Origin of the sequence: Paraburkholderia sp. J8-2 (genome assembly GCF_905220195.1) — a bacterium.
GTDB lineage: Bacteria > Pseudomonadota > Gammaproteobacteria > Burkholderiales > Burkholderiaceae > Paraburkholderia.
The window spans coordinates 235,079-256,564 of sequence record NZ_CAJMZA010000004.1 but is presented as its reverse complement, the minus strand read 5'-3'; the positions used below and the strand labels follow the sequence as shown (position 1 = coordinate 256,564).

Sequence of the window (21,486 nt, the reverse complement as noted above, 5' to 3'; positions counted from 1 at the left end):
TGTGACGGTGTGCCCCGAGCGAGCATAGAAACTGTGCCTCGCGGGCCGATGCAGCAGGCGGCGCAGCTCGCGCAAGAATTACTGTCATTTCCTGAGGAAACCATGAGTGCAATCGTAGATATCATCGGTCGCGAGATTCTGGATTCGCGCGGCAATCCCACCGTCGAATGCGACGTGCTGCTCGAATCGGGCACGATGGGCCGCGCAGCGGTGCCGTCGGGCGCGTCGACCGGTTCGCGCGAAGCGATCGAACTGCGCGACGGCGAAGCCGGCCGCTACAACGGCAAGGGCGTGCTGAAGGCCGTTGAGCACATCAACACCGAAATCTCCGAGGCGATCATGGGCCTCGACGCGTCGGAACAAGCCTTCCTCGACAAGACCCTGCTCGAGCTCGACGGCACCGACAACAAGTCGCGTCTCGGCGCCAACGCCATGCTGGCCGTGTCGATGGCCGTCGCGAAGGCCGCCGCTGAAGAAGCCGGCCTGCCGCTGTACCGCTATTTCGGTGGTTCGGGCGCAATGCAACTGCCGGTGCCGATGATGAACATCGTCAACGGCGGCGCGCACGCGAACAACAGCCTCGACATTCAGGAATTCATGATCGTGCCGGTGAGCCAGCCGACCTTCCGCGAAGCGCTGCGTTGCGGCGCGGAAGTGTTCCATGCGCTCAAGAAGATCCTCTCGGATCGCGGCATGAGCACGGCAGTGGGCGACGAAGGCGGCTTCGCACCGAACTTCGGCAGCAACGACGAATGCCTTTCGACCATCCTGCAAGCGATCGAAAAGGCTGGCTACCGCGCCGGTGAAGACGTGCTGCTCGCGCTCGACTGCGCCGCGAGCGAGTTCTACCACGACGGCAAGTACCAGCTCGCGGGCGAAGGCCTGCAGCTGTCGTCGGCCGAGTTCGCCGACTACCTGGCAACGCTCGCCGACAAGTTCCCGATCGTCTCGATCGAAGACGGCATGCACGAGTCCGACTGGGCCGGCTGGAAGCTGCTGACCGACAAGCTCGGCAAGAAGGTCCAGCTCGTCGGCGACGACCTGTTCGTGACCAACACGCGCATCCTGAAGGAAGGCATCGACAAGGGCATCGCCAACTCGATCCTCATCAAGATCAACCAGATCGGCACGCTGACGGAAACCTTCGCGGCAATCGAAATGGCCAAGCGCGCCGGCTACACGGCCGTGATCTCGCACCGTTCGGGCGAAACTGAAGACTCGACGATCGCTGATATCGCCGTGGGCCTGAACGCGGGTCAGATCAAGACCGGTTCGCTCTCGCGTTCGGACCGCATCTCGAAGTACAACCAGCTGCTGCGCATCGAGGAAGATCTCGGTGATATCGCCAGCTACCCGGGCAAGTCGGCGTTCTATAACCTGCGTTAAGCGGAACCTGCGCCGGCAGCAGCCTTGCTGTCACCCTTCGTCATCTCTCTCCGCCGCCCTGCGTATAGCGCAGGGCGGCGTGTATTTATCCGGCACCTTTCATGCGGCTTGTCACTGTCGTTCTGATCATCCTGCTTGTGCTGATTCAGTATCCGCTCTGGTGGGGCCATGGTGGCTGGCTGCGTGTGCACGAACTGCAGCAGCAGCTCGCCCAGCAGCAAAAGCAGAACGACGACGAGAAACTGCGCAACGAGCGCATTGCGGGCGAAGTGCAGGATCTGCAGAGCGGCACCGCTGCTGTCGAGGAGCGTGCGCGCTACGAAATGGGCATGGTGAAGGACAGCGAGGTGTTCGTGCAGTTCGTCTCGCCGAACCAGACGCCACCTGTGACGCCGAGCGGTTCGTCGAATACCTCGACGCGCGGCGAGATGTCGGCAGCGCCGGTGAGGGTGGTGCCGAACCCCGTTTCGCGTGTTCCTGAGAAGCGGCACGGGCACGGGAAGGAAGCGAAGAAGGCGGGTTGAGTGCGCCGCTTGTTCTGAGCACGCGGGCAAGCAAAAAGGCGCGGCATTGAGCCGCGCCTTTTTTCGTTTACGCGTTCGCGCTGGAAAGCTGCGTGATTACCAGCCCCAACCCGGATAGCCGTAGCCAATACCCGTGCCCCAGCCGTGCCCCCAACCGCCGCTGTAATAGCTGCCGTAGACCGTGACGGGCGGCGCGTAGGCCCGCGACCACGCCTGTGCGGCAGCTTCCGCTGCCATGGTGTTGTCCTGTTCCGCGAGCACCTGGCGGTCGATTGCGTCGTAGCGCGCTTTTTCGTCGGGCGTGAGCACTGGCGCGGCGGCGGGAAGGCCGGACTGCGCCGCGGGCAGCCGGCTATAGATCGGCGATGGGCCGGGCGGGTCCATCATGCAGCCGCTCGTCGATGCAACGGTCGGGCCGAGTGCAGCCAACACGAGTAGCGCGCCCACGCGCGGCGTGCGGTCGCGCAACGGAAGTGCGAAGCGTTTGTTCTTGATCATGCTTCTCTCCATCTATCGGACGCCTAAATAATTTGAGATGACGGCTGGCCCGCATTTCGGTTCGGACATCCGTCTACGCGCTGCTGTACAGGGCGGCGGCGCAACACGCGTTGCGCCACATAGGCGTTATCGGCTCAGTGTGCCCTGGTGCGCTTCGGCGCGCCTCAGTGGCGACGCTCGGCAGCGGGGCTCACGCTTTCTGAGAGCCCCGTCACGGCAAAAAGTTGCGCGACATCCACCGGGTCGAACTCATAGCGCTGGTTGCAATAGTCGCAATGAATCTCGACATGACCGCGTTCTTCGATCACGCCATCGACTTCGTCGCGGCCCAGCATCTTGAGCATCGCGCCCACCTTCTCGCGCGAGCACGAGCACTGGAAGCGCGGCGCAAGCGGCTCGAAGTGACGCACATTTTCTTGCCAGAAGAGGCGGCGGAACAACGTCTCGCCGTCTTCCGTGAGCATTTCGTCACGCGTGAGCGTGCCGCCGAGCGTGCAGACGCGCTCCCAGGTATCGAGGTCGTGCTCGCCCTGATGCGGCACGATGCCGCCGTCGCCCGGCAGCTTCTGAAGCAGCATGCCGACCGCGCGGTCGTCGTTTGCGGCGAGCCACAGGCGCGAGTCGAGCTGTTCCGAGTGATGCATGTAATGCTCGAGCACGGCGGCGATCGACTTGAGCGGGCTGCCGTCTTCGCCGTTCAGCGGCACGATGCCCTGGTAGGGCTGCTGGCCCGGCTGCTTTTTCGCCGGGTCGAGCGTGATCACGCAGCGGCCCTGGCCGTCCGGATTCACGAGGTCGGCGAACGTGAGTTCTTCGCTGAGCGGCAGGGCGTTTTCGCCCGTGAAGTCTTCTCCGAGCCGCGCGGTGGCGCGCATTGTCAGATCTGAGCCGCACTGCACGACCAGCATCTTCACGGGGCCGTCGCCGAAGATCTGCATAATCAGCGTGCCGTCGAACTTGAGATTCGCCGAGAGCAGCGCGCACGCCGCCATCATTTCTCCGAGTACGGTGCGTACCGGCGTCGGATACTGGCGGCGCTTGAGCACTTCCTGCCACGCGTTGCCCAGCGAGACGATCTCGCCGCGCACCGGGGCGGCGCTGAACATGAATTTTTGCAACTGGTCGTTCACAATCTTTTCCTTCGTTTGAATCGGGGCGGCGCGGCCCGCGCCGCACGGCGAGAGCTTGTCACTCTCACCTGCGGCTCTCAGCCGATGCGCACGAGCTGCGCCTTGAAAAATTCGCGACGCTGCGCGTAGACATCCGCGTTGCGCTTGAGGCCGGCGATGTCGGCCTCGGTCAGCTCACGCACGACTTTGGCCGGCGCACCGAGAATCAGCGAGTTGTCGGGGAACACCTTGCCTTCCGTGACCACCGCACCCGCGCCAACCAGACAGTTGCGGCCGATTACCGCGCCATTCAAGACCACGGCCTGAATACCGATGAGCGCGCCTTCCTTCACGGTGCAGCCGTGCAGCATGGCCTGATGGCCTACCGTCACGTTCGCTTCGAGCGTGAGCGGGTAGCCGGGGTCCGTGTGGAGCACCGCGCCTTCCTGAACGTTGCTGCGCGCGCCGACGGTAATCGGCTCGTTGTCGCCGCGCAGCGTTGCGCCAAACCAGACGCTCGAGTCTTCGGCCAGTTCGACCTTGCCGATGACGGTCGCGTTGTCCGCGACGAACACGCTTTCGTGAATGGTCGGTGCGGCTTCGCCAAGCTTGTAGATGGCCACGGTGTCGAGTCTCCTGATATTGGGGGCTGCTGCCGGTCCGCGGGCGTCACGCAATGGATGCGGACGACGCGAGGCAGGTGAATCGCGTATTGTAAACGGTTGCGTGCGCGGTCCGCTTGGGGCAGGTTTGGGCGGCTTCGCACAAAGGTTGGGTGCTCCCCGTTTTTCGGTCCCTGTTTCTTCTGCCGATGAATTCCGTTTTCTCCGCTGCCAGCGCAAGCGCTGACGTCTCAACTTCACTGGGTGACGCGTCCACCTGCTGGCGCCTCGCCGCGCTCGCCGCGCTGCGCGAGTGCGACCCGGCCGCCAAGGCCGACGCGGTCCGCGCGCTGCACGCGCAAAGTCAGGCTCAGGCCGCGGCGCCGCACTGGGAGCCGCAACGCGACATTGCGACGCCGGCCGGCTTGCCTGGCCGCCCGAGCGAGCCGCCGCTCGTCGAGCCGCGCGAACTGCAACGCCGCAGCATGAGCACGCCGCAGGGCCGCGTGGTGCTGCTGCACGCGCTGGCCCACATCGAATTCAACGCGATCAATCTCGCGCTCGACGCCGTGTGGCGCTTCCCCGCCATGCCCGACGCCTTCTACGCCGACTGGCTCAAGGTCGCGGCGGAAGAGGCGTATCACTTCTCCCTGCTGCGCGCGCGCCTCGCCGACTATGGTCACGTGTACGGCGACTTCCCCGCGCACAACGGCCTGTGGGAGATGTGCGAGCGCACAAGCACTGACGTGCTCGCACGCATGGCGCTCGTGCCGCGCGTGCTGGAGGCGCGCGGGCTCGACGCCTCGCCGCCCATTCGCGCGCGCCTGAAACAGGCCCGCGACGACGAGTCGGCTGCGATCCTCGACATCATCCTGCGCGACGAAGTGGGGCACGTGCGCATCGGCAACCATTGGTTCCGCCACCTGTGCGAGTCGCGCGGTCTCGACCCGCACGCGGCGTGGCTCGCGCTCGCCGAGCAGTACCACGCGCCGCGCATGCGCGGGCCGTTCAACTTCGAAGCGCGCCGCTCGGCGGGCTTCGACGAGGCCGAACTGGCTTCGCTGGCGGCCCAGGATGCGGCGGAGCAGGCCGCCACGCGGCAGTCAACGGAACGTTACTCGAACGAATGACCTGGCGCAGACGCTCAGCGTCTATATAATCGAACGATCATTCTTTTTTTTGCGGCGGCGCAAATGAATCAATCCCGTTCCGAATTCGTCGATGTCAATGGCATCCGGCTGCACGTGCGCCGCTGGGGTGAAGAGAGCGCACCCGCGCTCTTCATGCTGCACGGCTGGATGGACGTGGCGGCGTCGTTCCAGTTCGTCGTCGACGCGCTCGACACACGCGGCGGCAACTGGCAGGTGATCGCGCCCGACCTGCGCGGCTTCGGCCTCTCCGGCTGGCCCGTCGCGCAGGGGCAGGGCAGCAACTACTGGTTCCCCGACTACCTTGCCGATCTCGATGCCCTGCTCGCGCACTACGCGCCAGAGGGCCAGGTCGATCTCGTCGGACACAGCCTTGGGGCGAACATCGTTTGCCTGTACGCGGGCGTGCGGCCCGAACGCGTGCGACGCGTGGTCGATCTGGAGGGTTTCGGCCTGCCGGCGACGTCACCGAGACAGGCGCCGGCCCGCGTGCGCGAGTGGCTCGACGAGGTCCGTACGCCGCCGCAACTGCGTACCTACGCGTCGCTAGACGACGTAGCCGCGCGGCTCGTGAAGACGAATCCGCGTCTGATCGCGCCCCGCGCGCGCTTTCTTGCCGAACACTGGTCGAAGCCGGACGGCGAGGGCGGCTACGTGCTGCTAGGCGATCCGGCGCACAAGATGCGCGGGCCGCTGCTGTATCAGCTCGACGAAGTGATGGCGATCTGGTCGAAGGTGAGTGCGCGCGTGCTGCACGTCGAAGCGGCCGGCTCCGAAATGCTCGCGCGGCTCGCGGGGGCGGTGCCCATCGACGAATTCAAGAAGCGCTTCGAGGCGTTTCCCGATTGGCGCGAGCGGATCGTCGACGGAGCGGGTCACATGGTGCACCACGACCAACCCGAAGAGGTCGCGCGCCTGATCGAGGCGTTCTGCGCCTGAGTGCCTGGCGCATCGAGCGTTCATTCGGGCGACGTCGGCGCGCAAGGCGCCGCCCGACGACTTCACTGCGTTGCAGTAAAATGAGCGTTCACCCTTTTCGCACACGCAATGAACGCCGATCTCCACTGTCACTCGACTGTCTCCGACGGCCAACTGGCCCCCGCTGCCGTCGCGCAGCTGGCGAAAGCGGGCGGCGTGAACCTGTGGGCGCTCACCGATCATGACGTGCTCGGCGGCCAGCGCGAAGCGCGCGAGGCGGCTGAAGCGCTCGGCATGCGCTATTTGTGCGGCGTCGAGATTTCGGTGACCTGGGCGTCGCGCACGGTGCACATCGTTGGCTTGCATGTGGATACCGAGTGCGCCGCGCTCGTCGACGGACTCGCGCGCACGCGCGACGGCCGCGCGGCGCGCGCCGAAGCGATTGGCGAGCGGCTCGGCGAACTCGGCATTCCCGATGCGTACGAAGGCGCGCTCGAGTACGTCTCGAATCCCGACCTGATCTCACGTACCCACTTCGCGCGCTTTCTTGTGGAAAGCGGTCGGGCGCAGAACACCCAGGACGCGTTTTCTCGCTGGCTCGGGGAAGGTAAGCCCGGTTACATCGCGCACCGCTGGGCGAAGCTCGCCGACGCCGTCTCGTGGATCAAGGCGGCCGGCGGCGAGGCGATCATCGCGCATCCGGGCCGCTACGCGTACACCCAGCTCGAATTCGACACGCTTTTCGGCGAGTTCATCGATCTGGGCGGCAAGGCCATCGAAGTGGTCACGGGCAGCCATACGCCCAGTCAGTACGGCGAGTATGCGGCCGTGGCGAGGCGCTTTGGTTTCGAAGCGTCGCGCGGTTCGGACTTCCATGCACCCGGGCCCGACGCGATCGAGCCGGGCACGCTGCCGCCGTTGCCTTCCGATCTCAAGCCTGTTTGGGAGCGATGGCTGTAGGCCGCGCATGGCGCGTGGCCCACTGACCCGTCCCTTTGCTGCAAGGCGCTTCGCGCCGGTCAATCCCGCTTTGTCGTCACTTTGTGGTACTACGTGCAGTTGCCTGCCGTTTGCGCGCAGCGCATCGCAGTTTTTCACCACCGCCGTTTTTCTTCGCCATTCGTTAGCTGATTACTGCCATGTCCCAGTTCTTTCGGCTTCATCCAGAAAACCCGCAGCCGCGCCTCGTCAAGCAGGCGGTGGAGATCATCCGCGACGGCGGCGTGATCGCGCTGCCCACTGACTCGAGCTACGCGCTCGCCGCGCGCATCGACGACAAGCACGCGGCCGAGCGTTTGCGCCGCATCCGCGGGCTCGACGAAAAGGCGCTGCTCTCGCTGATGGTGCGGGACCTGTCGGAACTCGCGAACTTCGCCATGGTGGACAATCGCCAGTACCGGCTCATCAAGTCGGTGACGCCGGGACCGTACGTCTTCGTGCTGGTGGCGACGAAGGAAGTGCCGCGGCGTCTGTCTCATCCGTCGCGCAAGACGATCGGCCTGCGCGTGCCCGGTCATCCGATTCCGCTGGCGATTCTCGAAGAACTGGGCGAGCCGCTGCTTGCCTCCACGCTGATCCTGCCGCCCGACACCGAGCCGCTCAACGACCCCGAGGAGATTCGCGAGCGCCTCGAAAAACAGCTCGATCTCGTGATCGACGGCGGGGCGTGCCCGTGCGAGCCGTCCACCGTAATCGATCTCACCGGTGAAGAACCGGTGCTCGTGCGGCCGGGGCGGGGCGCGCTGGCGCCCTTCGGCATCGAAGAGGAAGAGGCATGACGCAACATGCACGGTATGAACGCGGCCAGAGCGCATTGACGCATTGATACAATAGCCCGCCATGGAAGCCAATCTGATTCAGACGATCGTCGTCTACGCGTTGCCGGTCATCTTCGCGATCACGCTGCACGAAGCTGCGCACGGCTACGTCGCGCGCATGCTCGGCGACAACACCGCGTACGTGCTCGGTCGCGTCTCGTTCAACCCGATGCGCCACATCGACCCGATCGGCACCATCGCGATGCCGCTCGTGCTGTATTTCCTGACGAATGGCGCGTTCGTGTTCGGTTACGCGAAGCCCGTGCCGATCGCCTTCAGCAATCTGCGCGATCCGCGCTGGGGCACGCTGTGGGTCGCGGCAGCCGGGCCGCTGTGCAACTTCGTGCAGGCCATCGTATGGGGCGTGTTCGGCGTGGCGCTCGCGGTGCTCGGCGTGGACGAGCCGTTCTTCACGCGCATGGCCGCTGCCGGCGTGGGCGTGAATCTCGTGCTTGGCGTGCTCAATCTCTTTCCGTTGCCGCCGCTCGACGGCGGCCGCGTGCTCGGGGCGCTGTTGCCCACGCGTGCGAGCATTGCGCTCGCGCGTATCGAGCCCTATGGTTTCATCATCGTGATGGGGTTGCTCGTGAGTGGCATCTTCACGCGATTCTGGCTGCGCCCGCTCGTAAGTCTAGGTTACGCCGCGGTCACCGCCATCCTTACCCCTCTTGTGTCGCTCTTTTCATAACATCATGTTCCCAGACCGTATCTTCTCCGGCATGCGGCCCACCGGGTCGCTGCACCTCGGCCACTATCACGGCGTGCTGAAAAACTGGGTGCGCCTGCAGTCCGAGTATCCGTGCTTCTTCTGCGTGGTCGACTGGCATGCGCTCACCACGCACTATGAAACGCCGGATGTCATCGAGAAGAACGTCTGGGACGTGCTGATCGACTGGCTCGCCTCGGGTATCGACCCGAACCAGGCCACGCTCTTCATCCAGAGCCGCGTGCCCGAGCACGCCGAACTTGCGCTGCTGCTCGGCATGAGCACGCCGCTGTCCTGGCTCGAGCGCGTGCCGACCTATAAGGAGCAGATCGAGAAGCTGCGCGACAAGGACCTCGGTACCTACGGCTTCCTCGGCTACCCGGTGCTGATGGCCGCCGACATCCTGCTGTACCGCGCGTCGCTCGTGCCGGTGGGCGAGGACCAGGTGCCGCACGTCGAAATGGCCCGCGAGATGGCGCGCCGCTTCAACTACATGTACGGTCGTGAGCCGGGCTTCGAAGAGAAGGCCAACGAAGCGGCGAAGAAGCTGGGCGGCAAGCGCTCGAAGCTCTACCACGAGCTGCGCAATGCCTATCAGCAGGAAGGCAACGAAGAGGCGCTCGAACAAGCCCGCGCGATGCTTTCGGAGTCGCAAAGCCTCTCGATGAGCGATCGCGAGCGTCTTTTCGGCTACCTCGAAGGCTCGCGCAAGATCATCCTGCCGGAGCCGCAGGTGCTGCTCACGGAAGCTTCGCGCATGCCGGGCCTCGACGGCCAGAAGATGTCGAAGTCGTACGGCAACACCATCGGCCTGCGCGAAGACGCCGAGTCGATCACGAAGAAGGTCCGCACCATGCCGACCGACCCCGCACGCGTGCGCCGCACCGATCCGGGCGATCCGGACAAGTGCCCGGTGTGGCAGCTGCACCAGGTCTACACGGACGAGCAGACGCACGACTGGGTGCAGAAGGGCTGCCGTACGGCGGGAATCGGTTGCCTGGAATGCAAGCAGCCGGTGATCGAGGGCATCCTGCGTGAGCAGCAGCCGATGCTCGAACGTGCGCAGAAGTACATGGACGACCCGTCGCTGCTGCGTGCAATCGTTGCGGATGGCTGCGACAAGGCGCGCAAGTTCGCCAACGAAACGATGCGCGATGTGCGCGAGGCCATGGGCCTCTCGTACAGCTGATCGCGCTGATGACGTCGACGCCTGCCGCCGGTTCGCTGGCCCACGGGCTCTCCGAGCCTTCGCGCTGGGTGCGCCGCTGGACGCACCTGATCGCACCCGGCGGCACGGTGCTCGACGTGGCCTCCGGCGCGGGCCGGCACACCCGCTGGCTCGCGGGGAAGGGCCATCCGGTCACGGCGCTCGACCGCGATGCCGCCGCGCTCGCCACGCTGCATGATGTGACGGGCGTTGCGACATTAGAGTGCGACCTCGAAGGCGCGCCCTGGCCCCTCGCGGCGGATGCCCGTTTTGCCGCCGTGGTCGTCACGAACTACCTGCACCGCCCGCTCATGCCGCGTCTCATTGACGCGCTGGCGCCGGGCGGCGTCCTGATCTACGAAACCTTCGCACAGGGCAACGAAACGGTCGGCAAGCCATCGAACCCCGCTTTCCTGCTGGCTCCCGGCGAGTTGCTGGCGGTCTGCACGCCCGCGCTGCGGGTAATCGCCTATCAGGACGGATTTCTTTCGCAGCCGCGTGAGGCGTATATTCAGCGCATCTGCGCGGTACGGGAAAAAACGACCTCAGCGTCCCCCGAAAGAGCCGGTAATGTTCCCGAGAACCAGGTCCTACCCGTAACGCGTTACGATCTGACCGGCTAATCCGCTACAATCGCGGTTTAACCGACTCATTTTTCTGGCGTTTCATGGCTAACGGCACTCAGGACGGCATTACGCTGCAAGGCAGCATTCCCGCGATCGTCACCCCCATGCACGAAGACGGCAGTCTCGACCTGCCGGCATTCCGCAAACTGATCGACTGGCACGTAGAAGAGGGGACGGATGCCCTCGTCGTCGTTGGTACGAGCGGGGAGTCCGCCACGCTTGACGTCGAAGAGCACATTCTGATGATCAAGACGGCGGTCGAGCACGCTGCCGGCCGTATGCCGATCATCGCGGGCGCCGGCGGCAATTCCACCGCCGAAGCCATCGAACTCACGAAGCACGCAAAGGAAGTCGGCGCGCAGGCGTCGCTCCAGGTCGTGCCCTATTACAACAAGCCGACCCAGGAAGGCATGTACCGCCACTTCGCGAAGATCGCGGAGGACGTGGACCTGCCGGTCATCCTCTACAACGTGCCGGGCCGTACGGTCGCGGACATGGCGAACGAGACCATCCTGCGTCTGGCCGAAGTGCCGGGCATCATCGCGGTGAAGGAAGCGACGGGTAACATCGACCGCGCCGCGCACCTCATCAAGCATGCGCCGAACGGCTTCAAGATTTTCAGCGGCGATGATCCCACGGCGATCGCGCTGATGCTGCTCGGCGGCCACGGCAATATTTCGGTAACCGCGAACGTTGCGCCGCGCCAGATGAGCGACCTGTGCAAGGCCGCGCTCGCCGGCGACGTCAAGACGGCGCGTGCGATCCATATGAAGCTGTTGTCGCTTCACAAGAACCTGTTCATCGAATCGAATCCGATTCCGGTGAAGTGGGCGCTGCAGGAACTCGGCCGCATCGAAGGCGGCATCCGACTGCCGCTCACGCCGCTCGACGCGCGCTACCACGACGTGGTGCGTGCCGCGCTGCGCGAAGCCGGTCTGGCTGGCTGATCCGATCAGCCAGTCGCCGATTTTTCAACCGACGCCGCCACGGCCCAACCGCCCAATCACTGAAAGACCTCGGACCGACCTCGGACCGACCGTCTCGCAGAGCAAGGCTTAGCGTTCCCGTATCACACGAAGGCCCACATGAAACGTTCCGCTTTTTCCCTCCACGCAACCCGCATGGCGGTGCTGGCGCTTGCACTTGGCTCGCTCGCAGGCTGCGAGTCGCTGAACGACATGTTCGCGTCCGATCGCGTGAACTACAAGGACACGCCGACCGCGCCGCCGCTGAACGTGCCGCAGGATCTGTCGTCGGCGCCGAGCGACCAGAAGTACGTCGCGCCGCCGCCCACGGTCACGCTTGGCGGTGCTGCCCAGCGCACGGTCACGCCGGCCGGCAACGCCACGCTCGGCGTGCCGAGTACGCAGGATCCGTTCGGCATGCACGTCGAGCGCGACGGCGACCGCCGCTGGCTCGTGGTGGACGGCCGCTCGCCGGACGACGTCTGGCCGCAGCTGCAGGAATTCTGGACGGAAAACGGCTTCACGCTGACGACCGACTCGCCGTCCACGGGCATCATGACGACCGATTGGGCGGAAAACCGCGCCAACATTCCGGACGACTGGTTCCGCCGCACGATTGGCCGCGTGATCGACTTCGCGTACTCGTCGGGCACGCGCGATCGCTTCCGCGTGCTGGTCTCGCGCGGCCCGGACGGTCAGACGGATATTTCCGTCACGCATAACGCGATGGAAGAAGTGCTGACGGGCCAGGACAAGACCGGCTCGAAGTGGGTGGAGCGTCCGCGCGATCCGGCGCTCGAAGCCGCGTTCCTCGCGAAGATCATGCAGAAGTTTGGCCTGACCGACGCGCAGTCCAAGCAACTTTTGACCGATGCGCGTCCGTCGACGGCGGGCGTCAAGGTCGCCGCCGGTCCTGACGGCACGACGCTCGATCTGCCCGAAGCGTTCGACACCGCGTGGCTGCGCGTGGGCCTCGCGCTCGACCGCACGAACTTCACGGTCGACAACCGCGACCGCGAGAAGGGCCTCTACTACGTGCGCTACGCCGACTCGATGCAGGAGCTCAAGGGCGACGGCCTGCTCGGCAAGCTTTTCTACAACCCGAAGAAGGCTGCGAAGGATCAGGGTCCGGAATACGTCGTGGCGGTTCGCTCGACGGGCAATTCGACTCAGGTTGCCGTGGTCGACCAGACCGGCCGCATCGACACGTCGTCGGACGCGCAACGTATCGTTTCCGCGCTCCATGCGCAGCTGAACTGACGTGCGCTGATATGCGATTTGCGAGCCTCGGCAGCGGCAGCGAGGGCAACGCACTGGTCGTAGAAGCAGGCAGCGGCACGACGCCCACGCGCGTGCTGCTCGACTGCGGATTCTCAGCGAAAGAAGTCGAGCGGCGCCTCGCCCGCGCGGGGCTGGCCGCCGACTCGCTCACCGCGATTCTCATTACCCACGAACACAGCGACCACATCGGCAGCGCACTCACGCTGGCGCGCCGCTGGTCGGTTCCGCTTTACATGAGCTGGGGCACGGCGCAGGCCGTCGGCGCCGACGATGCCGCAGGCGTCGAACTCAACGTGTTGTGGGGCGATGAAGCAGTCGAAATCGGCGAACTTGGCGTGTTGCCCTACACGGTGCCGCACGACGCCCGCGAGCCGCTGCAGTTCGTGTTCAGCGACGGGGCGAGCCGGCTTGGCGTGCTGACCGACGTCGGCGAATCGACGTTGCATATCAGCAGCGTGCTGAGCGGTTGCGATGCGCTCGTGCTCGAATGCAACCACGACCTCGAGATGCTCGCGGCGAGCCGCTATCCCGCATCGCTGAAGGCGCGTATTGGCGGTTCGCATGGTCACCTGAACAACGAGGCCGCCGGCGACATCCTCGCGGGGCTCGATCGTACGAAGTTGCGGCATTTGATCGCCGCGCACCTGAGCCAGCAAAACAACACTCCCGAGCTTGCGCGCGCGGCGATGGCCGCGGTTCTCGGAAACGCCGCAACGGAAATCGGGGTCGCCTCGCAAGCCGAGGGATTTGACTGGATCGCGCTCTAAGTCCTGCGCTCGCCTGGCAACCAAACGAGTGGACGAAAAAAAGCCCATGACGAAAGTCATGGGCTTTTTGCATGGTGAGGCCGGCGATCTGTCGATCCGGCCCCGCCAGGGTTTGGTTGCGCTTTAGTTGCGATTGCCGCCGAAGATGCCGAGGATGGCGAGCAGGTTCGTGAACACGTTATAGAGGTCCAGATAGATCGCGAGCGTCGCCGAGATGTAGTTCGTCTCGCCACCGTTCACGACGCGCTGCACGTCGAACAGCATGTAGGCCGAGAAGATCGCGATGGCGAGCACCGAAACCGTCAGCATCAGCGCGGGCAGCTGCAGGAACATGTTCGCGACGCCGGCCAGCAGGATCACGATTACGCCCATGAAGAGCCACTTGCCGAGGCCCGAGAAGTCACGCTTGCTGACCGTGGCGATGGTGGCCATGGCGGTGAAAATGATGCCGGTGCCGCCGAATGCGAGCATGATGAGCTGCGGGCCGTTCGAGAAGCCGAGGATGAACGACAGCAGGCGCGAAAGCATCAGGCCCATGAAGAACGTGAAGCCGAGCAGCACGAACACGCCCACCGAGCTGTCCTTGGTGCGCTCGATTGCGAACATGAAGCCGAAAGCGATCGCAAAGAACGCGAGCAGGCTCATGGCCGGGCTGGTGGCAGCAAAAAGCGAGAAGCCGGTCGCGACGCCCACCCACGCGCCGAGCACCGTCGGCACCATCGACAGCGCGAGCAGCCAATAGGTGTTGCGCAGCACGCGGTTGCGGGTCTCCGCCGAGGTGACGGTGCCGCCGCGGCCGAAGTTATAGGGATACTCGTTCATGCTTTCTCCTTGCGTGAGACGCGTGGGTGAGGGTGCGCAGGTGCGCGGTCCGCTCCCCCATAAGATAAGTGTGCTGACCCAGAGTTTCAACGGGTTGCCACACAGTTTCCGTTATGTTTCTACAGCGCTTGCGTACAGACTATGCCGCCAATCTTAAGCCTCTCTGAAACCTGCGGCGGCGCGGAGCTCGTGTCTGGATTGCGCTCAATAGCGCCGGTTTGCCGGACTATGAGGGTTCAATCGCAATCATACATGGGAACATGCTACAATTGCGGATTCATTTGAATCTGTAACCTCTTAATTTTTTGGAGCTTTTATGGCGATCGAACGCACCCTGTCGATTATCAAGCCGGACGCAGTGGCAAAGAACGTGATCGGCCAGATCTACAGCCGCTTCGAAAACGCTGGTCTGAAGGTCATTGCCGCCCGCATGGTCCACCTCTCGCGCGCTGACGCCGAGAAGTTCTACGCTGTTCACGCAGCGCGCCCGTTCTTCAAGGACCTCGTGGACTTCATGGTCTCGGGCCCGGTGATGATTCAAGCGCTCGAAGGCGAGAACGCCATCCTGAAGAACCGCGATCTGATGGGTGCAACGGACCCGAAGAAGGCTGACAAGGGCACGATCCGCGCTGATTTCGCCGACAGCATCGACGCGAACGCCGTGCACGGTTCGGACGCCGCTGAAACGGCTGCCGTGGAAATCGCGTTCTTCTTCCCGCAAGTCAACGTCTACTCGCGCTAAGCACAGCGCGGGCAGATTGCAGTAGTAGCATAGGGTCGCGAACGGCGATGACGCTCACCGTCCAGTTCCCGGTGCCGCGCAAGTGCGCAGGCAGCTGGGCAACGCGGGCGGTGGGCGCGCTCTCGCACTGAAATGGCAGGATTCGATATGACGAGCAGTTCCACCGTCAACCTTCTCGATCTCGACGCCCAAGGGCTCGTCGCCTATTGCGAGAGCCTGGGCGAGAAGCCGTTTCGCGCCAAACAGCTTCAGCGCTGGATCCATCAGTACAACGCCGCCGACTTCGACGGCATGACGGATCTCGCCAAATCGCTGCGCGAGAAGCTCAAAGGGCGCGCCACCATCGGCATGCCCGGCATCATTAGCGACAACGTTTCCTCCGACGGCACGCGCAAATGGCTCGTGGACGTCGGCAACGGCAACGCGGTCGAAACCGTGTTCATCCCCGAAGACAACCGCGGCACGCTGTGCGTGTCGTCGCAGGCGGGATGCGCGGTCAATTGCCGGTTCTGTTCGACCGGCAAGCAAGGTTTTTCACGCAATCTCACCACGGCCGAAATCATCGGCCAGCTGCGCATGGCGGAATTCGCCCTGCGTGCTTCCCTTCTGGGTGAAGCGGGCGGTCGCGCGACCGGCGGTGACGGCAAGGGCGAACGCGTCATCACGAACGTCGTGATGATGGGCATGGGCGAGCCGCTTCTGAACTACGACGCGGTCGTGCCGGCCATGCGCCTGATGCTCGACGACAACGCCTACGGGCTGTCGCGCCGGCGTGTCACGCTCTCCACCTCGGGCGTTGTGCCGATGATGGACCGCCTTGGGGCCGAACTTCCCGTGGCGCTCGCCGTGTCCTTGCACGCACCGAACGACGCGCTGCGCGATGAACTGGTGCCGCTCAACCGCAAGTACCCGCTGCGCGAGTTGATGGCGGCTTGCCAGCGCTACCTGGAAGTCGCGCCGCGCGACTTCATCACGTTCGAGTACTGCATGCTCGACGGCGTCAACGACACCGAAAAGCACGCGCGCGAATTGCTCGCCGTCACGCGGGACGTGCCGTGCAAGTTCAATCTGATCCCGTTCAATCCGTTCCCCGAGTCGGGCTTGCTGCGCTCGAAATTGGACCAGATCAAGCGCTTTGCGCAGATTCTGATGGATGCGGGCGTCGTCACGACCGTGCGCAAGACCCGCGGCGACGACATCGACGCGGCCTGCGGCCAGCTCGCCGGCGAGGTGAAGGACCGCACGCGCCTTGCCGAGCGCATGAGCCGGGACACGGGCAAGGTCATCGAAGTACGGCCGGTTCGGCACTGAGCCGGCATGAGGAGGGCCCACGGCGGCGTGCGGGGGAAACGCGCGGCCGTAGGCGGTAGTAAAGAAACGTTGCAGAAGCGATCGCAAGCGGCCAAAGGTTTTACAACGTGGCCGCGCATTTTGTTATAAACGGTCTGCGAATCGGGTAGACGCGGGGCGGGACGTGCCCCACCGGTTCCAGTATTGAAAAGAATCGACGCAAGGACTTTGGGATGAGCGAGCCGCAGCACCCTTTCGGGACAGACGGAACTGACAGCAACGCAGGTCGTTCGGCGCCGGGCGCGTCGCCCTCGCCGGTGCAGGCCGTGCCCGACACACTGGCTGCGGCCGGCGCGCGTCTTGCACAGCTGCGCGAGGCCAAGGGTTGGGCGATCGAAGATGTCTCGGCGCGCCTCAAAGTGGCGGTGTCGAAGCTGCGCGAACTCGAAGCGGGCGATCTCAGCCATCTGCCGGACACGACGTTCGCGCTGGGCGTGGTGCGCGCCTACGCGAAGCTGCTCGGCACCGATCCTGCGCCGTTCACGCAAGCGCTGCGCCGCGAGCGCGGCATTGCGCAGCCGGATCTGTCGATGCCCGCTTCGGCTGGCTCCGATCTGCCGCGCGGCCGCGTTTCCCTCTCGCTCGGCGGCGGTGGCGCACGTGCGCCGCGCCGTCGCGCCTCGTGGCTGTGGGGCGTGGCGATCATCGTGGTCGCGGTGCTCGCACTTTCCATGTGGCACACGAATAGTGGCGAATCGTCGGCGTGGTTTGCTCGCCTGAAGGCGATGGCAAATGGCGCGAGCGTGCAGCCGGGTGCGTCCTCGCCCACGGTGACGCAGGGCGTTGCGACCGGCAGCGAAGGCGCTTCGGCCGCCGAGGGCGCCGATCAGCCGGCTACGCCGCAAGCCGGCGACGCAAACGATGCGGGCGACAACGCCAATGCCGCGCCCGATCAAGGCGCAGGCGCGAGCGCACCGCTTGCGGCGCCGCAAGCTACGCAACCGGCGCCGCAGGCGACGCAGCCGGCAACGCAACCGGCGCAACCTGCGGCTCAGCCGGCGCCCCAGGCGGCGAAGCCCGCCGCTGCAAGCGCAGCGCCGGCGGCTGCCGTTGCCAACGCGGCAAGCGCAGCGCACGCTCAGGCGGCGAGTGCAGCGGCCGCAGCGGCAGCGCAGAACCCGGCAGCCGACAACGGCGCGGACACTTCGACGTTCGCGATTCGCGTGACGCAGGACACCTGGGTCAGCGTGCGCCAGAAGGATGGCAAGGAAGTTTTCTCGGGCATGATCCACGGCAGCGACGCGCGTGAGATCACCGGCACCGAGCCGCTCAAGGTCACCGTGGGCAACAAGGCCGGCATCGAGTCGATGACCATCGACGGCCAGCCGGTCGACACGTCGAAGTACGCGTCGGCGCGCGGCAACGTTGCGCGCTTCGTGCTGCCCTGATCAAGACATGGCACGCGTCGCGGCCGGGCAAGTCTTCTTGCCTGCCGCGACGCTTTTTCAATTCACGCAGTGCCGTCGCCAACTAGCTGGCGATAAGCGCGCGTGAGGCGTAAATGGGTTTTTCGATGCAAAGCGAAACGCAATCCTCGACCAGCAACAGTCAGATCTGCTCGACCGAGCCGGTCCTCGGCGGCCACGCGCCGCGCCGCAAGTCGCATGCCGTGCATGTGCGCTGGGGCGGCCAGCTGGTGACGATCGGCGGCGACGCGCCGGTGCGCGTGCAGTCGATGACCAACACCGACACCGCGGACCCCATCGGCACCGCGATCCAGATCAAGGAACTCGCGCAGGCGGGCTCGGAACTCGTGCGTATCACGGTCAACACGCCGGAAGCCGCGGCGGCCGTGCCGTACATCCGCGAGCAGCTTGACCGCATGGGCGTGATGGTGCCGCTCGTCGGCGACTTCCACTACAACGGCCATCTGCTGCTGCGCGACTATCCCGCTTGCGCGGAGTCGCTCTCGAAGTACCGTATCAACCCGGGCAACGTGGGTCAGGGCGCGAAGCGCGACACGCAGTACGCGCAGATGATCGAAGCGGCCATCAAGTACGACAAGCCGGTGCGTATCGGCGTGAACTGGGGCAGCCTCGACCAGGACCTGCTCGCGCGCATGATGGACGAGAACGGCGCTCGCAAGGAGCCGTGGGAAGCGCAAAGCGTGATGTACGAAGCGCTCATTCAGTCGGCCATCGGCTCGGCGGAACGCGCGGTCGAACTCGGCCTTGGCCGCGACAAGATCATCCTGTCGTGCAAGGTGAGCGGCGTGCAGGACCTGATCGCCGTCTACCAGGAACTTGCAAAGCGCTGCGACTTCGCGCTGCACCTGGGTCTCACGGAAGCGGGCATGGGCTCGAAGGGCATCGTCGCTTCGACGGCGGCGCTTTCCGTGCTACTCCAGCAAGGCATTGGCGATACGATCCGCATCTCGCTCACGCCGGAACCGGGCGGCGCGCGCACGGGCGAAGTCGTGGTCGGTCAGGAAATCCTGCAGACCATGGGCCTGCGCTCGTTCACGCCGATGGTCATCGCTTGCCCCGGCTGTGGTCGCACGACCAGCACGCTGTTCCAGGAACTGGCTTCGCAGATCCAGGGCTATCTGCGTGCGCAGATGCCGATCTGGCGCGACGAGTATCCTGGCGTCGAGACGATGAATGTCGCTGTGATGGGCTGCATCGTGAACGGCCCGGGCGAGTCGAAGCACGCGAACATCGGCATCAGCCTGCCGGGTTCGGGCGAGAACCCCGCGGCGCCGGTCTTCATCGACGGCGAAAAGGTGAAGACGCTGCGCGGCGAGCGCATCGCCGAAGAATTCCAGCAGATCGTGAGCGACTACGTCGCGCGCAAGTACGGCAAGGCCGAAGCGACGAACTGAGCAGGGCGGTCGATCCGCTCGTAGTTCGCTTGTGGCCGCTTGTGGTCACGATACGCACAACCGAATATAGCCAATACGCAACGCAATGACTGAACAGAAACGCAAGCCCGAAAAGCTCACGGGCGTGAAGGGCATGAACGACATCCTGCCGCAGGAGGCAGGGCTGTGGGAATTCTTCGAAACCACGGTCAAGTCCATGCTTCGTTCGTACGGCTATCAAAATATCCGCACGCCGATCGTCGAGCATACGCAGCTCTTTACGCGCGGCATCGGCGAAGTGACCGACATCGTCGAGAAGGAGATGTACAGCTTCACCGACGCGCTCAACGGCGAGAATCTCACGCTGCGCCCGGAAGGCACGGCTGCCGCCGTGCGCGCGTCGATCGAGCACAACATGCTCTACGACGGTCCGAAGCGCTTGTGGTACATCGGCCCGATGTTCCGTCACGAGCGTCCGCAGCGCGGCCGTTATCGTCAGTTCCATCAGGTGGGCGTCGAGGCGCTCGGTTTCGCGGGTCCCGATGCGGACGCGGAAATCATCCTGATGTGCCAGCGCCTCTGGGACGATCTCGGCCTCGCCGGCATCAAGCTCGAGATCAACTCGCTCGGCGTGGCCGAAGAGCGTGCGGCGCATCGTGTCGAACTCATCAAGTACCTTGAGCAGCACGTCGATCTGCTCGACGAAGACGGCAAGCGCCGCCTCTACACGAACCCGCTGCGCGTGCTCGACACGAAGAATCCCGCGCTGCAGGAGATCGCAGACAAGGCGCCGAAGCTGATCGACTTCCTCGGCGAGGCTTCGCTCGCGCACTTCGAAGGGCTGCAGCGCATTCTCAAGTCGAACAACATTCCGTTCAAGATCAACCCGCGTCTGGTGCGTGGTCTCGATTACTACAATCTGACCGTGTTCGAATGGGTGACCGACAAGCTCGGCGCGCAAGGCACGGTCGCAGCGGGCGGCCGCTACGATCCGCTGATCGAGCAACTGGGCGGCAAGCCGACGGCGGCGTGCGGCTGGGCCATGGGCATCGAGCGCATTCTCGAATTGCTCAAGGAAGAAGACCTCGTGCCGGAAGAAGAAGGTTGCGATGTCTACGTTGTCCACCAGGGCGACGCCGCGCGCGAGAAGGCGTTCATCGTGGCGGAGCGTCTGCGCGACACGGGCCTCGACGTTATTTTGCATTGCAGTGCCGACGGTCAGAGCGCGAGCTTCAAGTCGCAGATGAAGCGCGCAGATGCGAGCGGCGCGGCGTTTGCCGTGGTGCTCGGCGAGGACGAAGTGGCCAAGGGCGAGGCCGGTGTGAAGGCGCTGCGCGGCACGGCCGCGGAGGCCCGCAGCGAGCAACAAACGGTAGCGCTTGAGGACTTGACCGAATATCTGATCAATGCGATGGTTGCATCCGCCGAAGACGGCGACGACTAACAGGGCCGCCCCAAGGGGCTGCCCGGTTCGCTGCGCATTCGAAAACAGGCTTCAGAATAAACGAGGAATCGCTACGCGATGAGTTACCACGACGAACAGGAATCGATCGAGAGCTTCAAGGCATGGTGGGGGCAGTGGGGTAACGCCGCTACGTGGGTCGTGCTGATCGTTCTGCTCGCGCTCGCTGCGTGGAATGGCTGGAACTTCTGGCAGCGCCGCCAGGCGGCCGAGGCCGCCGTGCTGTACGACCAGGTGCAACAGGCCGCGAACAGCAGCGACAAGGCCATGCTCACGCGCGTGGCGACCGACATGGAAGATCGCTTCGGCGGCACGGCGTACGCGCAGATGACTGCGCTTGGCGTGGCCAAGGCGCTCTATATGGCGGGCGACACGGCCGGCGCGAAGGCGCAGCTGCAATGGGCCACCGATCACGCGAAGGACGACGAATTCCGCCAGATCGCGAAGCTGCGTCTCGCTTCGCTTCTGCTCGACGAAAAGGCCTACGATCAGGGCCTCGCGCTGATTCCGCAACCGGATTCGGGTCCGTTCAAGGGCATCGTGGCCGACGGCCGTGGCGATTTGCTGGCTGCGGCCGGAAAGCGCGACGACGCGCGCGCGTCCTACAAGCTGGCCCTCGACAGCCTGCCGAAGAGCGACGCTTCCGAGCGTCAGCTGATCCAGTTCAAGCTGGATGCGCTCGGCGGCTAATTCGACGGCTAAGTTGCGAAGCGCGCCGTGGGTGCGCGCAGCATTGCGAAACTATTCAAACCAACT

Annotated in this window: 22 protein-coding genes; 18 read left to right on the top strand and 4 right to left on the bottom strand. The window is 64.7% G+C overall.

Annotation, left to right across the window (positions count from 1 at the left end; all coding sequences use genetic code 11):
- The first annotated feature begins 102 nt into the window (after positions 1-102).
- Both eno and ftsB read left to right on the top strand, forming a co-directional pair.
- A complete protein-coding gene (eno, locus tag U5A52_RS12455; protein WP_103703989.1) occupies positions 103-1,386 on the top strand; it encodes a phosphopyruvate hydratase in 1,284 nt (427 codons plus the stop codon).
- 101 nt (positions 1,387-1,487) lie between these two features.
- Positions 1,488-1,910 (top strand): cell division protein FtsB, encoded by a 423-nt coding sequence (gene ftsB, locus U5A52_RS12450; RefSeq protein WP_321934904.1) that lies wholly within the window; start codon positions 1,488-1,490, stop codon positions 1,908-1,910.
- Between the two features lie 96 nt (positions 1,911-2,006).
- On the opposite strand, the gene U5A52_RS12445 is transcribed toward ftsB, so the two are convergent.
- From U5A52_RS12445 to U5A52_RS12435, 3 genes are all read right to left on the bottom strand, one after another.
- Positions 2,007-2,408 (bottom strand): hypothetical protein, encoded by a 402-nt coding sequence (locus U5A52_RS12445; protein ID WP_321934903.1) that lies wholly within the window; start codon positions 2,406-2,408, stop codon positions 2,007-2,009.
- A 164-nt stretch (positions 2,409-2,572) separates the two neighbouring features.
- The gene (gene hslO / locus U5A52_RS12440; RefSeq protein WP_321908936.1) at positions 2,573-3,538 is read right to left on the bottom strand and encodes an Hsp33 family molecular chaperone HslO; all 966 of its coding nucleotides are present in this window, start codon (positions 3,536-3,538) and stop codon (positions 2,573-2,575) included.
- A 77-nt stretch (positions 3,539-3,615) separates the two neighbouring features.
- Positions 3,616-4,140: a gamma carbonic anhydrase family protein gene (locus U5A52_RS12435; RefSeq protein WP_321908935.1), complete on the bottom strand. Its 525-nt coding sequence runs from the start codon at positions 4,138-4,140 to the stop codon at positions 3,616-3,618.
- Positions 4,141-4,328: 188 nt separating this feature from the next.
- On the opposite strand from U5A52_RS12435, the gene U5A52_RS12430 reads away from it, so the two are divergent.
- The 10 genes from U5A52_RS12430 (at position 4,329) to U5A52_RS12385 (ending at position 13,554) form a co-directional block, all read left to right on the top strand.
- Positions 4,329-5,249, top strand: a complete 921-nt coding sequence (locus U5A52_RS12430) for a ferritin-like domain-containing protein (protein WP_321934902.1) — start codon at positions 4,329-4,331, stop codon at positions 5,247-5,249.
- A 63-nt stretch (positions 5,250-5,312) separates the two neighbouring features.
- The gene (locus U5A52_RS12425; RefSeq protein ID WP_321934901.1) at positions 5,313-6,206 is read left to right on the top strand and encodes an alpha/beta hydrolase; all 894 of its coding nucleotides are present in this window, start codon (positions 5,313-5,315) and stop codon (positions 6,204-6,206) included.
- A 108-nt stretch (positions 6,207-6,314) separates the two neighbouring features.
- Positions 6,315-7,145, top strand: a complete 831-nt coding sequence (locus tag U5A52_RS12420) for a 3',5'-nucleoside bisphosphate phosphatase (RefSeq protein ID WP_321908930.1) — start codon at positions 6,315-6,317, stop codon at positions 7,143-7,145.
- A 179-nt stretch (positions 7,146-7,324) separates the two neighbouring features.
- The gene (locus U5A52_RS12415; protein ID WP_321908928.1) at positions 7,325-7,963 is read left to right on the top strand and encodes an L-threonylcarbamoyladenylate synthase; all 639 of its coding nucleotides are present in this window, start codon (positions 7,325-7,327) and stop codon (positions 7,961-7,963) included.
- Positions 7,964-8,024: 61 nt separating this feature from the next.
- Positions 8,025-8,690, top strand: coding sequence for a site-2 protease family protein (locus tag U5A52_RS12410; protein WP_321908927.1), 666 nt, complete (start codon positions 8,025-8,027; stop codon positions 8,688-8,690).
- A gap of 4 nt (positions 8,691-8,694) precedes the next feature.
- Positions 8,695-9,897, top strand: a complete 1,203-nt coding sequence (locus U5A52_RS12405) for a tryptophan--tRNA ligase (protein WP_321908926.1) — start codon at positions 8,695-8,697, stop codon at positions 9,895-9,897.
- A gap of 8 nt (positions 9,898-9,905) precedes the next feature.
- The gene (locus U5A52_RS12400; protein ID WP_321934900.1) at positions 9,906-10,538 is read left to right on the top strand and encodes a class I SAM-dependent methyltransferase; all 633 of its coding nucleotides are present in this window, start codon (positions 9,906-9,908) and stop codon (positions 10,536-10,538) included.
- Between the two features lie 44 nt (positions 10,539-10,582).
- Entirely contained in the window at positions 10,583-11,488 is a 906-nt protein-coding gene (dapA, locus tag U5A52_RS12395; RefSeq protein WP_321908921.1) for a 4-hydroxy-tetrahydrodipicolinate synthase, read from the top strand.
- 138 nt (positions 11,489-11,626) lie between these two features.
- Positions 11,627-12,766 (top strand): outer membrane protein assembly factor BamC, encoded by a 1,140-nt coding sequence (gene bamC / locus U5A52_RS12390; protein WP_321908919.1) that lies wholly within the window; start codon positions 11,627-11,629, stop codon positions 12,764-12,766.
- 11 nt (positions 12,767-12,777) lie between these two features.
- Entirely contained in the window at positions 12,778-13,554 is a 777-nt protein-coding gene (locus tag U5A52_RS12385; protein ID WP_321934899.1) for an MBL fold metallo-hydrolase, read from the top strand.
- Between the two features lie 123 nt (positions 13,555-13,677).
- Here the strand turns inward: U5A52_RS12385 and U5A52_RS12380 are convergent, their stop codons facing one another.
- On the bottom strand, positions 13,678-14,376 hold the full coding sequence (locus tag U5A52_RS12380) for a Bax inhibitor-1/YccA family protein (protein ID WP_158757600.1): 699 nt from the start codon (positions 14,374-14,376) through the stop codon (positions 13,678-13,680).
- 316 nt (positions 14,377-14,692) lie between these two features.
- Here U5A52_RS12380 and ndk point away from each other — a divergent pair, with 316 nt between their 5' ends.
- The 6 genes from ndk to U5A52_RS12350 all read left to right on the top strand — a co-directional run bounded on the left by ndk (position 14,693) and on the right by U5A52_RS12350 (position 21,420).
- Entirely contained in the window at positions 14,693-15,118 is a 426-nt protein-coding gene (ndk, locus tag U5A52_RS12375; protein ID WP_321908916.1) for a nucleoside-diphosphate kinase, read from the top strand.
- A 147-nt stretch (positions 15,119-15,265) separates the two neighbouring features.
- Positions 15,266-16,429 carry a 23S rRNA (adenine(2503)-C(2))-methyltransferase RlmN gene (rlmN, locus tag U5A52_RS12370; protein ID WP_321934898.1) on the top strand — a complete coding sequence of 388 codons (1,164 nt, stop codon included), beginning with the start codon at positions 15,266-15,268 and terminating at the stop codon, positions 16,427-16,429.
- Between the two features lie 212 nt (positions 16,430-16,641).
- Complete coding sequence (locus tag U5A52_RS12365; protein ID WP_321908912.1) at positions 16,642-17,856, top strand: RodZ domain-containing protein; 1,215 nt, start codon at positions 16,642-16,644, stop codon at positions 17,854-17,856.
- Positions 17,857-17,981: 125 nt separating this feature from the next.
- Positions 17,982-19,289, top strand: coding sequence for a flavodoxin-dependent (E)-4-hydroxy-3-methylbut-2-enyl-diphosphate synthase (gene ispG, locus U5A52_RS12360; RefSeq protein ID WP_321909204.1), 1,308 nt, complete (start codon positions 17,982-17,984; stop codon positions 19,287-19,289).
- A gap of 85 nt (positions 19,290-19,374) precedes the next feature.
- Complete coding sequence (gene hisS / locus U5A52_RS12355; RefSeq protein ID WP_321908911.1) at positions 19,375-20,712, top strand: histidine--tRNA ligase; 1,338 nt, start codon at positions 19,375-19,377, stop codon at positions 20,710-20,712.
- A 78-nt stretch (positions 20,713-20,790) separates the two neighbouring features.
- Positions 20,791-21,420 (top strand): tetratricopeptide repeat protein, encoded by a 630-nt coding sequence (locus U5A52_RS12350; RefSeq protein ID WP_321934897.1) that lies wholly within the window; start codon positions 20,791-20,793, stop codon positions 21,418-21,420.
- Positions 21,421-21,486: the final 66 nt, after the last annotated feature.

Coding starts and splice junctions, on each gene's coding strand:
- eno (WP_103703989.1), top strand. CDS start 103: ATGAGTGCAATCGTAGATATCATCGGTCGCGAGATTCTGGATTCGCGC.
- ftsB (WP_321934904.1), top strand. CDS start 1,488: ATGCGGCTTGTCACTGTCGTTCTGATCATCCTGCTTGTGCTGATTCAG.
- U5A52_RS12445 (WP_321934903.1), bottom strand. CDS start 2,408: ATGATCAAGAACAAACGCTTCGCACTTCCGTTGCGCGACCGCACGCCG.
- U5A52_RS12430 (WP_321934902.1), top strand. CDS start 4,329: ATGAATTCCGTTTTCTCCGCTGCCAGCGCAAGCGCTGACGTCTCAACT.
- U5A52_RS12425 (WP_321934901.1), top strand. CDS start 5,313: ATGAATCAATCCCGTTCCGAATTCGTCGATGTCAATGGCATCCGGCTG.
- U5A52_RS12420 (WP_321908930.1), top strand. CDS start 6,315: ATGAACGCCGATCTCCACTGTCACTCGACTGTCTCCGACGGCCAACTG.
- U5A52_RS12415 (WP_321908928.1), top strand. CDS start 7,325: ATGTCCCAGTTCTTTCGGCTTCATCCAGAAAACCCGCAGCCGCGCCTC.
- U5A52_RS12410 (WP_321908927.1), top strand. CDS start 8,025: ATGGAAGCCAATCTGATTCAGACGATCGTCGTCTACGCGTTGCCGGTC.
- U5A52_RS12405 (WP_321908926.1), top strand. CDS start 8,695: ATGTTCCCAGACCGTATCTTCTCCGGCATGCGGCCCACCGGGTCGCTG.
- U5A52_RS12400 (WP_321934900.1), top strand. CDS start 9,906: ATGACGTCGACGCCTGCCGCCGGTTCGCTGGCCCACGGGCTCTCCGAG.
- dapA (WP_321908921.1), top strand. CDS start 10,583: ATGGCTAACGGCACTCAGGACGGCATTACGCTGCAAGGCAGCATTCCC.
- bamC (WP_321908919.1), top strand. CDS start 11,627: ATGAAACGTTCCGCTTTTTCCCTCCACGCAACCCGCATGGCGGTGCTG.
- U5A52_RS12385 (WP_321934899.1), top strand. CDS start 12,778: ATGCGATTTGCGAGCCTCGGCAGCGGCAGCGAGGGCAACGCACTGGTC.
- U5A52_RS12380 (WP_158757600.1), bottom strand. CDS start 14,376: ATGAACGAGTATCCCTATAACTTCGGCCGCGGCGGCACCGTCACCTCG.
- ndk (WP_321908916.1), top strand. CDS start 14,693: ATGGCGATCGAACGCACCCTGTCGATTATCAAGCCGGACGCAGTGGCA.
- rlmN (WP_321934898.1), top strand. CDS start 15,266: ATGACGAGCAGTTCCACCGTCAACCTTCTCGATCTCGACGCCCAAGGG.
- U5A52_RS12365 (WP_321908912.1), top strand. CDS start 16,642: ATGAGCGAGCCGCAGCACCCTTTCGGGACAGACGGAACTGACAGCAAC.
- ispG (WP_321909204.1), top strand. CDS start 17,982: ATGCAAAGCGAAACGCAATCCTCGACCAGCAACAGTCAGATCTGCTCG.
- hisS (WP_321908911.1), top strand. CDS start 19,375: ATGACTGAACAGAAACGCAAGCCCGAAAAGCTCACGGGCGTGAAGGGC.
- U5A52_RS12350 (WP_321934897.1), top strand. CDS start 20,791: ATGAGTTACCACGACGAACAGGAATCGATCGAGAGCTTCAAGGCATGG.